Source organism: Lachnospira rogosae (ex Hitch et al. 2025) (assembly GCF_040096455.1).
GTDB classification, from domain to species: domain Bacteria; phylum Bacillota; class Clostridia; order Lachnospirales; family Lachnospiraceae; genus Lachnospira; species Lachnospira rogosae.
This window is the reverse complement of record NZ_JBBMER010000002.1, coordinates 325,082-338,528: the sequence shown is the minus strand read 5'-3', so window position 1 is coordinate 338,528 and position 13,447 is coordinate 325,082. Positions and strand designations below refer to the sequence as shown.

The window sequence follows — 13,447 nt, the reverse complement described above, 5'->3', positions numbered from 1 at the left end:
ATATTATGTTTGGAGGATTTTTATTTTGAAAAAGTCTAATGCAACAGCATTATTGCCGGTTTTAGTATTTCTGGTGCTATACCTTGGACTTGGCATTATATTTGAATATATATGTAAGATACCAATGGGATTTTATAACATACCTATTATTGTAGCATTTCTTGCGGCAATACTTGTAGCGTGTATACAGAACAGAGATGTATCTTTTGATGAAAAGTTACAGATTATGGCAGGCGGGCTTGCTGATAAGAATATTATAACTATGCTTCTTATATTCCTGACAGCAGGTGTGTTTGTAGGTGTTGTTGGAAGAAGCAGTGCAGAAAGTGTGGCATATTTTATGCTTAATCTTATACCAGCTAAGTTTGCAGTTGCAGTGCTTTTTATTGTTGCATGTTTTGTGTCAACAGCGATGGGTACATCAGTTGGGACGATAACGCTTATAACACCGATTGCGGCTGCGGTATCAGAGGCTTCTGGATTTAATATGGCACTATGTGTTGCATCTGTTATGGGCGGTGCGATGTTTGGTGATAACCTATCATTTATATCAGATACAACAATTGCGGCGTGCAATGGACAGGATTGTGCTATGAGAGACAAGTTCAGGGAGAACTTCTGGATTGCATTTCCGGCAGCGGTTGTCACACTTGTAATTATACTTATACTTTCATTTGGAACAGATATTTCAGGAAGAGTAACACACGAGTATAATCTTGTTCAGGTAATACCATATGTATTCGTGCTTATTGGTGGAATAGCAGGAATAAATGTATTCGTTGTGCTGCTGATAGGAATTGTAACAGGAACATTTATTATGCTTGTGACAGGTCATATTGGTGTATTTGAATTAATAACAAGTATGGGTTCGGGCGTATCTGGAATGTTTGAAACCTGTATGGTTGCCATTCTTGTGTCTGCTATGTGTGCCTTAATAAGGGAATATGGCGGATTTACGGCACTTCTAGGCTGGGTTAAAAGAACCTTTAAAGGAAAGAAAGGCGGACAGCTTGGTATGGGGCTTCTGGTCGGGGCTATGGATATTGCAACAGCGAATAATACAGTAGCGATAGTTATGGCTAATCCAATCGCTAAGGAGATGGCAGCAGATTATGGAATATCCAATAGAAAAGCAGCTTCGCTTCTTGATACATTTTCGTGTGTATTTCAGGGGATTATTCCTTATGGAGCACAGATGCTTGTTGCTATATCAGCGGTTAATGAGCTTGGTTATGAGATGTCAGCATTTCAGATACTTCCGGTTCTTTTCTATCCGATGATGCTTCTTATAAGCTCGCTTATATGGATATTTATAATTCCTGCAGACAGATAAACTTAACTGGTAACTTTTAACTTCACGCCAATTAATATGGAGGATTTTCTCATGGCTAAAGACACTAAGGATGGTAACAATTTAAACGAAAAAAGCTATGTTAATAAAAAGTTGCTGCAGTGCTACTTGATTATATCAATGGTACTTTTGGCGGCATATATAATGGAACTTGTTAAGGGAAATAGAACGGCAGGATATGTGTTTGTATTTTCGATTATTCTTATTGTGCCGGTTATTATGGCAGCATTCGCATATAAGAAAAATGCTGAGAGTAAAATAGTCAGGTCAATTACGGCAATAGGCTATGGAATATTATATGCCTTTGTATTATGGACATCAGTAAGTATTCTTTCATTTACTTATGCAATTCCTATGATAATTGCAATATCTATGTTTGCAGATAAAAAGTATACCTTAAAGGTTGGTATTGCAAGTGCACTTATTAATATTGTATATATTATTATCCAATATGTTAATGTTGGAATAACAAGCAGTGATATGGTTGATTATGAAATACAGATTGCATTTATGACACTTGTTGTAGCATTTTCTTATATTACAACAGATGTACTTGGACATATATCAGCTTATAAGCTTGAGACAATTGAAGCAGAGAAGGCTAAGACTGATGATATGCTTGATAAGATAATCAAAGCTAATGATAACCTCTGCAAAGAGATTGACAATATCAATGATGAGTCAAAGAATATGCAGGAACAGGCGGAAGGAAGCCAGCTTGCAGTATCACAGATGGTATCAGGTGCTAATGAGCTTGCAGGAACAGTGCAGAACCAGCTTGAGATGACAGAGAGTATTGGGGAGCTTACAGAGAATGCAAGAACGATTATTGAGGATATCAAGAAGCAGTTCGATACAACAACAGATATTACTAAGACAGGCAATATCAATATGGAACAGCTTGAAAATGTATCAAAGAACAGCAGTGATATTGGCAGTGATGTAAGTGGTGCTATGAATGAGCTTACAGCTAAGACAGAAGAAGCTAAAGTGATTCTTGGAATGATTAACGGAATTACAAGACAGACAGCACTCCTTGCACTTAATGCAAGCATAGAAGCTGCGAGAGCAGGTGAGGCAGGAGCAGGTTTTGCAGTAGTTGCACAGCAGATTAAGCAGCTTGCAGAGGAGACACAAAAGTCAACAGAGGAGATAGAGAATATTATCGTAGCACTGGCAGAGCAGGCTGAGAAAGCTGGGTTTAGTGTTAATAATCTTCTTTCGGCCAATGAGAACCAGATGGAATTAGTGAACCAGTCAAAGAAATCATTTGATGCGATAAGAGATGACATAAGGGATATTCAGGTAAAGATAGACGAAGAATACAATTATATGGATAATATCACAACAAGCAACAATGAGATTACACAGCAGATAGAAAGCCTTAGTGCATTCAGTGAAGAGCTTCTTGCCAACACAGAGAATACACAGGAACTCAGTAATAAGACTATTAATGGAAGCAGGAATATTAATAATCTTTTAGATGATGTAATGAAAGAAGTCAGCATTTTGCAGATGATAATAGACAGTAAAGACGAATAGAGAATAGTACTGTAACGCTGAGTTAAGTTGCAGGAAGGAACGAGGAGTAAAATGTCAAAGAACAATATTATACTTATAGGTATGCCGGGAAGCGGTAAAAGCACACTTGGAGTTGTACTTGCCAAGAAGATAGGATATTCATTTATAGACTCTGATATTGTGATTCAGGATACATATAAAAAGACGCTTGAGCAGCTTATAGAAGAAAATGGCGATACTGGCTTTATTAAGATTGAGAATGATGTGAATTGTTTAATATCTCCAGAGCATACAATTATAGCAACAGGTGGAAGTGCTGTATATGGAGATGAGGCTATGGAGCATTTTAAGCAGATAGGAACAGTTATATATTTAAAAGTTTCAGAAAAAGAGCTTGAGAGCAGATTAGGGAGCCTTAAAGAAAGAGGTGTTGTATCCAACGGCAAGTCTACAGTAGAAGAAATCTTTGAGGACAGAAAAAGGCTCTATGAGAAATATGCAGATATAACAATTGTTCAGGAGGGCCGTGATATAAGAATGATTGTTGAGGATATGTATAAGAAGCTTACAAAGCTGATATAAAAGTGAGAAATAATTGAAATAATTATAAAACTATAGAAAAATATCTCCTTTTGTGGTACTATTAAAGATAGTAACATACGGAGGAGGTATTTTTTTAATGCAGGATAAATATAAATACACAGATGTGAGTGAAAGAAACAGAAGAATGAATAGGTTCTATATAGTGGCGACTTCTCTACTTGGTTTGATGTTTCTTTTTTATCTGTGGATGAAGCAGTTTAATCACAATATTCCATCAGTAGTTGTGTATTGTAACACAGCACTTATTGCTGTATTTGTAGCTGTTAATGTCATAGTTTACAGAAAGAATACAGCGACAAGATATTTAAAGGTTATGTCAACTATTGAGATTGGAATAGAATATCTGTTAATTGGTGTGCAGACAGATGCAAGCTTTATCAGTTATGCTATTCTTGGAATATTTATACTTCAGATTCCTTATTATGAGAAGAAGTCGTTGAAAAGAACTGCGGCAGGAATGTTGATTTTATACATAATTGTAACTGCTGTGCAGGCTTCAAAGGGAATATATGGACAGGACGTTAATGCAGTATGTTCAATATTTATGATAGTGCTTATAGGTGTTGTTATATTGGAAGTTGGTAAATTAACAATTCTGTTTAATGATGATGCTGTTAATTCGGCTAAAGATGAACATAGCAGAATAAAAGAGATTTTAGATAATATAATTATGGTATCAGGTGTTGTCAGCAATGAAACTAAGAAGAGTGATAAGCTTATCAATGAACTCGTTGATACAACTAATACAGTAACTAACAGTATGAAAGAGATATCTGCGGCAACTAATATGACAGCGACAAGCATAGAAGAGCAGAGCAGTATGACAACAACTATACAGGAGGCTATTGAACATACAGGAAAGGCTTCTGATCAGATGGTTGAGCTGGCTGTTAATTCTAACGACAGTATACAGAAGAATATTGTTGTTATGGACGAATTAAGAAAGCAGTCTGAGCAGATAACAGATACTAATAAGTCTGTTACTGAGTCTATGCAGAGATTACAGGAAAAGACTAAGAACGTGGAAAATATTGCTGGAATGATACTTAATATATCAAGCCAGACTAACCTTTTAGCACTTAATGCTTCAATTGAAAGTGCAAGAGCTGGTGAAGCAGGAAGAGGCTTTGCGGTTGTTGCTGAGCAGATAAGACAGTTAGCAGAACAGACAAAGAATTTTACAGAAGATATTACTAAGATAACTAATGAACTTAATGATAATGCAGATGAAGTTGTTGTATCTGTTAATTCTTCCGTTGAGGCAACTAAAGAGCAGGGCGAGAGAATAATTGAAGCGGCACATACATTTGAACAGCTTAACAAGAATATAGAAACACTTATAGAGCATATTGATGTTGTTAATAAAGAAATAGCAGGTCTTTCAGACTCTAATAATAAGATTGTAGAGAATATTTCACAGTTATCAGCAGTTACGCAGGAAGTAACAGTCAATGCCGAGCAGGTACATAATATGAGTGAACAGAACCTTGAGTATGCAAAGCAGGTTAAAGAAGCTGTTGGCAATATTAGAATTACATCAGAGAAAATGGAAATAGAAGAATAAAAGTATTTGGATGTACAAAATGATTGTTATAAATTTATCGAAAATTATACGAAAAAACGATTAAATTGTTGAAAAAAATATTAAAATGTTGTAAAATATTGATAACATATAATCAATTATTTGATCGGAGGCGTGTAATATGTTGTTTCAGATTTATGGCGAAGGTGCCATTTACCAGTTATTAGGCTGTGTTCTTGTCTTTGCAGGACTCGTTATCTGTAACGAACTTGCAAGACGTTCTAAATTTGGTGGATTGTTATTCTTTATTATAATTCCAATTGCACTTACAATCTATTTTGTGGCTATCCAGATAGGAGCTGCACAGGGTGCTTCATGGGCACTTAATAATACTACATATAGATATATGAATGGATGGTTCCATTATGCTAAGCTTTATGCCGCTACAGCAGGCTGTATCGGATTTATGATGCTTAAGTATAAGTGGAGCATAGGTAAGACAGAATGGTTTAAAGTATTCCCATTCTTAATCGTTGCCATTAATATTCTTATCGCTGTTTGTAGTGATTTTGAATCAGCAATCAAAGGTGGAATTAATGGCGGCTGGTGGTTCTCTAACGAGGGTGTATGGCTTTACGGTGGCTGGTGGAACTGGCTTAACGGTATCGCAGGCTTAATCAATATCTTCTGTATGACAGGCTGGTGGGGGATTTACTCATCAAAGAAGCAGGATGATATGTTATGGCCAGATATGACAATATGGTTCATTGTTGCATATGATATATGGAACTTCACATATACATATAACAACCTTCCAACACATACTTGGTATTGTGGTGTTGCATTACTTCTTGCTCCTACATTTGCTAATGCGTTATGGAACAAGGGTGGCTGGATTCAGAACCGTGCTAATACACTTGCAATATGGTGTATGTTCGCACAGGTATTTCCATTATTCCAGGTTGACGGAATATTTGCTACACTTCCAGTCCTTTACAAGTACACAGGAGCTAAGTCAGGAATGGAACTTACACATTATACATTAGAGCAGATGAATGCCGCAGGTGCATATCCAGTTGCTCAGGGTGTAATGGCTATTCTTGCAGTAGTAGCTAACGTAATCTGTATCTCAGTTATCATTAAGAGAGCTATTGAACAGAAGAAGAATCCATACAAGAACGAAATCTTTGCAGGAACTAGAGATTTTGAACAGGCTATGGACAGAGCATAATATATGCGGGTTAATATATCAGTATTGTGATAATTATATATAGATATTGATATATATGGATACATTAAGTATCAAAAGATAAAACAACAAAATACAATGATTATATGAAGATAAGAATACCTTTCTGTTGCAGGGACAATCCTTAACAACAGAAAGGTATTTTTGCATTATAATTATTGCCGTAGTTATATAGTAAGTTGCTAAAGAATACTTTGCTGTGCTATACTAATAATATTAATATGCACCTTTGATGGGTGTAGGAATGGAGGCACATTATGATTAAAAAGATTAGGGGAATTAAAATCGAACTTATAATTATATCAATAGCGTTATTTGTGTTAGGTCTTTTCCTTACAATATTTCCTGAGGTATCACAGATTATCATATGCAGGGCAGTAGGAATTGCATTATGCGTATGGGGAGTGTTAAGGCTTATGACATATTTCAGAATGTCAAGGGAAGATGTATTCGTATCATTCGGACTTGTACAGGGTATATCATTACTTGCATTTGGAATATTCTTTGTTATGAGACCAGAAGCTATTGCAGTATTTTTTGGAACAGCTATTGCCATAATAATTATTATTGACGGTATATTAAAGCTTCAGTATGCAATAGAATTCTATCATATGGAAGCACAGCGCTGGTGGATAGAGGCAATTGTTGCAGCATTAATGGTTGTTATGGGTGTTGTTGCATTATTTAACCCATTTGGTTCATCAACTGTACTTATGATGTTTGTTGGAATTGTGCTTATGGTTGAGGGCCTGAGTGACCTTATATCTATTATAAGAATATCTTCGTTTATTAAGAATTTAAGAGGATAGTGTATTGTCGGGAGGCGGAATAGAATTTGTCTCTGGCATAATTAAGATTAATACAATTATTGAAGTGGTAATCGTAACTGCTGTTATTAATGAATTATTATAATGAAATTATATTGCTGTGGCGGCAGCCAGGCCTTATAAATGTAAAAATATGGAGGAAATAATTAAAATGTCGGATAAAGTAATATACGCAGCTATACTTGGAGCAGGAACAGTAGGACTTGGAACATACAAATTATGTGAGGCTATGAGTGATGAGATAAAGCATAAGACAGGAGCAACACTTGTTATTAAGAAGGTTCTTGTAAGAAATTTATCTAAGAAAAGAGAAGGTATTCCAGATGAAATTCTTACAGATAAGTGGGAAGATATAATTAATGACAAGGATATCAGCATTGTTGTTGAGCTTATGGGTGGAATTCATCCAGCTAAGGATTATGTTCTTGAGGCGCTTAAGGCTGGCAGGCAGGTTGTTACAGCTAATAAGGATCTTATTGCTGAGTATGGAGAGGAAGTTGGCAATGCGGCTAATAAAGCAGGAGCAGACCTTCAGTTTGAGGCGGCTGTAGCTGGTGCAATACCAATTATCAGACCATTAAAGCAGAGTATGACTGGTAACCATATCACAGAGATTATGGGTATTGTTAATGGTACGACTAATTATATTCTTACTAAGATGACAGAGAGTGGAATGGACTACAAGGAAGCTTTGGCAAAGGCTACAGAGTTAGGTTATGCAGAAGCAGACCCGACAGCAGATGTGGAAGGATACGATGCAGGAAGAAAGATAGCTATTATGGCTTCTATTGCATTTAACTCAAGAGTAACATTTGCTGATGTATACACAGAAGGTATTACTAAGATTTCCGCAGATGATATTAAGTATGCCAAGGAATTTGGCTATGTAATCAAGCTTTTAGGTGTTGCCAAGAATACAGAGGACGGAATTGAAGTAAAGGTTCACCCAATGCTCATACCTAATAATCATCCTCTTGCAAATGTTAATGATGCTTTTAATGCTGTATTTGTACACGGTAAGGCTATGGATGATGCAATGTTTATGGGACGAGGTGCAGGACAGATGCCGACTGCCAGTGCAGTTGTAGGTGATATAATTGATGTATGCAGAAATATAGTACACGATTCCTGCGGAAGAATTGGCTGTTGCTGTTATAAGAATCTTGAAGTGAAGGATATAACAGATACTAAGAGCAAATTCTTCTTAAGACTTGAAGTTGCAGACAAGCAGGGCGTTCTTGCCAATATTGCAAGCGTTCTTGGTAACAGCGGTGTAAGCATAGCACAGGTAGTTCAGAAGAGCGGCAAAGACGGAGTTGCTGAACTTGTTATTATAACAGCAGAAGTTCTTGAGAAGAACTTTAATGATGCTATGGCTGTATTTAAGGGACTTTCAGCAGTTAAGAATATAGCTGGTGTTATAAGAGTGTATTAAGATTAACAGAAAGGCAGTTGATAATGGCGGCTAAATATTATGCAGTAAGAAAAGGCAGAAATACAGGAATATATAGAACATGGGATGAATGTAAAAGTCAGGTGTTCCAATATGCCGGAGCTGAATATAAAAGCTTTACAACTGAACAGGAAGCTCTTGAATATATTGGCAGGCTTAAGAATAATGATGTCCAGAGTGAGAGCTATGCGTATGTTGATGGTTCTTTTAATATAGTAACGGGTGTCTATGGATATGGCGGATTTCTTGTATATAATAATGAAAAATATATCATTACAGGAAGTGGCAGTGATAGTGAAATGGCTTCAATGCGTAATGTAGCCGGTGAAATTCTTGGAAGTATGGCGGCAGTAGAGAAAGCAATAGAACTTGGCGTTAAAAGTGTAGACATATATTTTGATTATATGGGAATAAGAGCGTGGGCACTTGGAGAGTGGAAGCGTAATAAGAAAGGTACTATAGCTTATTATGATTATATGCAGTCAGTAAAAGATAAGATAGCCATTAATTTTGTTAAAGTTAAGGGACATTCAAGTGTTGAAGGTAATGAGGAAGCCGACAGGCTGGCTAAGAAAGCTGTAGGAATATTATAAATAGATAAAAGATAGACAAAAGATTGTCAGATAATAATTGACATATAACATTAATATATGATATTATTTATTCGTGTGAGTCAGGAAGTATATGATTTCATACAAATATGACCACTTGTATCTTAGGTGTGCAGTAGTTATACAGCATATCAGGATAAAGTTAAGCCTAACGGACAGGCGGGTCGGTTGCCGGTGTGGTAGAACCACATTATTATTATTGATTGAGCATTAAGCTCTGTTTTTTAAGTTGATTACTTTATAATCTGTGCCAAGCACATCATCTTGTGAAACGGTCAATAAAGAGTGACGCATATTTGTATGACATAGACAAGTCGTCTATGAAATATATTCGCTGATTTCGTATATATTATGACATTATATTGTATAGTTACAGATATATTTTAATGTAATGATGTTGATATTATATTATGACTAATAAGGTGGTAAGTGTGTAAGCACTGCCACCTTTTTTGTGTAATTTAGGAAGCTTTGTGTGATTAAGAAAAACTGCACTGTTTATGAAGTTTAATTATAAGATTTTACATAATTATGGAAATTTTCTGGCAGTGCTTAAAGAAATTATTTTTAATGTATGTGAGGTAAGGGAGATGTCTAATGATCAGACAAGAGCACCAGTATATGAAGCACTGGAAAAGCTTAGAAGAAAAAGAGTAGTACCATTTGATGTTCCGGGTCATAAAAGAGGAAGGGGCAATCCTGAATTAGTGGAATTATTAGGAGAAAAATGTGTTGGAATAGATGTTAATTCTATGAAGCCATTAGATAATCTGTGTCATCCGGTATCAGTTATAAGGGATGCAGAAGAATTAGCGGCCAGGGCATTTGGTGCAGAGAACGCATTTCTTATGGTAGGTGGAACGACATCTGCTGTGCAGGCGATGATATTATCGAATTGTAAGAGAGGAGATAAAATAATACTTCCAAGGAATGTGCATAAAAGTGCCATTAATGCTTTAGTGTTATGCGGTGCAATTCCTGTATATGTTAATCCGGAGGTTAATCATCAGCTTGGTATTTCACTTGGTATGAATCTGGAGTCAGTACGAAAAGCTGTAAAAGAAAATCCTGATGCGGTTGCAGTGCTTGTAAATAACCCTACATATTATGGAATATGCTCTGATATATGTTCAATAGTGAAGCTGGCACACGAACACGGAATGAAAGTGTTAGCTGATGAGGCACACGGAACACATTTATATTTCCAGCCGCAATTACCAGTTTCTGCTATGGCAGCAGGGGCTGATATGGCGGCAGTATCTATGCACAAATCGGGTGGTTCTTTAACACAAAGTTCGATACTTCTTACGAATAAAGGTGTTAATGCTGATTATGTCAGACAGATTATCAATCTTACGCAGACGACAAGTGGTTCATATCTTTTGCTTGCCAGTCTTGATATTTCAAGAAGAAATCTTGCCTTAAGGGGTGAAGAGTCATTTGCAAAGGTAATGGATATGGCAGAATATGCACGCAGGGAGATTAATGAAATAGGCGGATACTATGCGTATGGAAAAGAACTTGTTAATGGAACAAGCGTATATGATTATGATGTCACTAAATTGTCAGTTCATACGCTTGGATTGGGACTTGCTGGAATTGAAGTATATGATCTGTTAAGAGATGAATATGATATCCAGATAGAATTCGGAGATGTAAGCAATATCCTTGCTTATATATCTATCGGAGACAGATTACAGGATATAGAAAGACTTGTCGGAGCTCTGGCAGATATAGCCAGAATATATAAAAAAGACAGTACTGGAATGTTAAGCGGAGAATTCATAAGTCCAATAGTAGCCAGATCACCTCAGGAAGCTTTCTATTCTGCCAAGGAATCCCTGCCGGTTGAGAAGACTGAGGGAAGAATATCAGGAGAATTTGTTATGTGTTATCCTCCGGGAATTCCGATATTAGCACCGGGAGAGATGATTACAGACGAGATTATACAGTATATTCTGTATGTTAAAGAAAAAGGCTGTTCAATGCAGGGAACAGAAGACAAGAGCGTTAATAAATTAAAGGTTCTGGTATAGACAGATAATTGTGGAAGAGCCATATGAAAGTATATACAGGAAATGAGGATTATTTAATATGGAGATGTGGTTTTCAGAGCTTCATACAAGCAATGTGAAGCTTTCAATGAGAATAGAAGAACAATTGTGTTCGGTGGAGAGTGACTGTCAGAGGATTGATGTGCTTGTTTCAGATGAATTTGGTAAATTTCTTGCATTAGACGGAGAGATACTATTTTCTGAAAAAGACGAGTTTATATATGATGAGATGGTAACCCATATTCCGATGGCAGTCCACCCTGATGTAAAGAATGTATTAATAATTGGTGGAGCCGATGGTGGAGTTGCAAGAGAACTTATCAATTATAAATGTATAGAAAGAATAGATGTTGTTGAACCGGATGAAATGCTTGTTGAAGTATGTAGAAAGCATTTTCCTGAGCTTACCTGTGGACTGGATGATGACAGGGTTAATGTGTATATTCAGGATGCATTAAGATTTTTAAGAAATAAGACGGGTGATTATGACCTGATAATTAATGATGCGACAGATCCATTTGGATATACAGAAGGTTTATTCACCAAAGAATTTTATGGAAGCTGTTATAAAGCACTTAAAAGTGATGGCATTATGGTATATCAGCATGGAAGTCCGTTTTATTCAGAAGATAAAGATGAATGTGTGAAAATGCACAGAAAGGCATATCAGGCATTTCCTGTAAGCCGTGTATATCAGGCACATATACCAACTTGTTCATCAGGCTATTGGCTGTTTGGATTTGCTTCCAAGAAATATCATCCGCTTGATGATTTCAGACCGGAGGAATGGAAGAAGTTAGGTATAAAGACAAGATATTATACAACTAATCTTCACAGGGGAGCATTTATGCTTCCGGGTTATGTAGAGCAGATGCTTGAAGAAGAAGAAAATGAGAAGAAAGCCTGAAAAGAGTAATAGACAGTGTTTAAAAAGAAAGCGTTAAGATAATTAATAAACAGGGCTTAAAGAATGGAGGATAATTATGAGCAGAGTATTAATAATAGGTTGTGGTGGAGTTGCAACAGTGGCAATTAACAAGTGCTGTCAGAACAGTGAAGTATTTACAGAGATATGTATAGCAAGCAGGACTAAGAGCAAATGTGATGCTTTAAAGGATAAATTACAGCCTGATACAAAGACAGTAATTACAACAGCAAAGGTTGATGCAGATAATGTAGAAGAACTTGTGAAGCTTATTGAAAGCTATAAACCAGAGGCAGTGCTTAACCTTGCACTTCCATATCAGGATTTAACAATAATGGATGCCTGCCTTAAGACAAAGGTGCATTATATTGATACTGCTAACTATGAAGCAGAAGATACCGAAGATCCTGAGTGGAGAGCTATATATGAAAAAAGATGTAAGGAAGAAGGTTTTTCAGCTTATTTTGATTATTCTTGGCAGTGGAATTATAAGAAGCAATTTGAAGAAGCTGGAATAATGGGACTTTTAGGAACGGGCTTTGATCCTGGTGTAACAAGTGTATTTTCAGCATATGCACTTAAGCACTACTTTGATGAAATAGACACAATTGATATTCTTGACTGCAACGGCGGAGATCACGGCTATCCGTTTGCGACTAATTTTAATCCTGAGATTAATTTAAGAGAAGTATCAGCACCTGGCTCATATTGGGAAGATGGACACTGGGTAGAAGTACCAGCTATGTCTATAAAGAGAGAATATGATTTCCCACAGGTTGGAATGAAGGATATGTATCTTTTACATCACGAGGAGATAGAATCGCTTGCTAAAAACATTCCGGGAGTTAAAAGAATAAGATTTTTTATGACATTTGGACAGAGCTACCTTACACATATGAAATGTCTTGAGAATGTTGGAATGTTAAGAACTGACCCTGTAAAAGTCAATGGTGTTGAAGTTGTTCCTATACAGCTCTTAAAAGAACTTCTTCCAGATCCTGCTACACTTGGAGAAAGAACAGTAGGAAAGACTAACATTGGCTGTATATTCAGGGGAAGAAAAGATGGAAAAGAAAAGACAATATATATTTATAATGTATGTGACCATCAGGAATGTTACAGGGAAGTTGAATCACAGGCAATATCATATACAACAGGAGTTCCTGCAATGATAGGAACAATGATGGTTGTCACAGGAATGTGGAATAAAGCAGGTGTATACAATGTGGAAGAATTTGATCCTGATCCATATATGGAAGCACTTAATAAATGGGGACTTCCTTGGGTAGTTGAGGAAAATCCACAGCTTGTAGAATAGAGGATATAAGAGT

General features: G+C 36.4%; 11 protein-coding genes. All 11 read left to right on the top strand.

Annotated elements, in window-relative coordinates; translation table 11 throughout:
* Positions 1-25: 25 nt before the first annotated feature.
* The 11 genes from WMO14_RS03875 (at position 26) to WMO14_RS03825 (ending at position 13,434) form a co-directional block, all read left to right on the top strand.
* Complete coding sequence (locus WMO14_RS03875) at positions 26-1,333, top strand: Na+/H+ antiporter NhaC family protein (RefSeq protein ID WP_090139949.1); 1,308 nt, start codon at positions 26-28, stop codon at positions 1,331-1,333.
* A 51-nt stretch (positions 1,334-1,384) separates the two neighbouring features.
* On the top strand, positions 1,385-2,893 hold the full coding sequence (locus WMO14_RS03870; RefSeq protein ID WP_318255792.1) for a methyl-accepting chemotaxis protein: 1,509 nt from the start codon (positions 1,385-1,387) through the stop codon (positions 2,891-2,893).
* Positions 2,894-2,944: 51 nt separating this feature from the next.
* Positions 2,945-3,454: a shikimate kinase gene (locus WMO14_RS03865; RefSeq protein ID WP_055174089.1), complete on the top strand. Its 510-nt coding sequence runs from the start codon at positions 2,945-2,947 to the stop codon at positions 3,452-3,454.
* A 97-nt stretch (positions 3,455-3,551) separates the two neighbouring features.
* Complete coding sequence (locus WMO14_RS03860) at positions 3,552-5,039, top strand: methyl-accepting chemotaxis protein (RefSeq protein WP_090139945.1); 1,488 nt, start codon at positions 3,552-3,554, stop codon at positions 5,037-5,039.
* A gap of 139 nt (positions 5,040-5,178) precedes the next feature.
* Positions 5,179-6,228, top strand: a complete 1,050-nt coding sequence (locus WMO14_RS03855; RefSeq protein ID WP_349153305.1) for a DUF5692 family protein — start codon at positions 5,179-5,181, stop codon at positions 6,226-6,228.
* A 275-nt stretch (positions 6,229-6,503) separates the two neighbouring features.
* Positions 6,504-7,055 carry an HdeD family acid-resistance protein gene (locus WMO14_RS03850; RefSeq protein WP_022502610.1) on the top strand — a complete coding sequence of 184 codons (552 nt, stop codon included), beginning with the start codon at positions 6,504-6,506 and terminating at the stop codon, positions 7,053-7,055.
* Between the two features lie 169 nt (positions 7,056-7,224).
* A complete protein-coding gene (locus tag WMO14_RS03845) occupies positions 7,225-8,508 on the top strand; it encodes a homoserine dehydrogenase (protein WP_022502611.1) in 1,284 nt (427 codons plus the stop codon).
* 23 nt (positions 8,509-8,531) lie between these two features.
* Positions 8,532-9,119 (top strand): ribonuclease H1 domain-containing protein, encoded by a 588-nt coding sequence (locus WMO14_RS03840; RefSeq protein ID WP_349153304.1) that lies wholly within the window; start codon positions 8,532-8,534, stop codon positions 9,117-9,119.
* 608 nt (positions 9,120-9,727) lie between these two features.
* On the top strand, positions 9,728-11,173 hold the full coding sequence (locus WMO14_RS03835; RefSeq protein ID WP_055306334.1) for an aminotransferase class V-fold PLP-dependent enzyme: 1,446 nt from the start codon (positions 9,728-9,730) through the stop codon (positions 11,171-11,173).
* Positions 11,174-11,231: 58 nt separating this feature from the next.
* Positions 11,232-12,098, top strand: a complete 867-nt coding sequence (gene speE / locus WMO14_RS03830) for a polyamine aminopropyltransferase (protein ID WP_055174093.1) — start codon at positions 11,232-11,234, stop codon at positions 12,096-12,098.
* A gap of 76 nt (positions 12,099-12,174) precedes the next feature.
* Positions 12,175-13,434, top strand: a complete 1,260-nt coding sequence (locus WMO14_RS03825) for a saccharopine dehydrogenase family protein (protein WP_055306171.1) — start codon at positions 12,175-12,177, stop codon at positions 13,432-13,434.
* Positions 13,435-13,447: the final 13 nt, after the last annotated feature.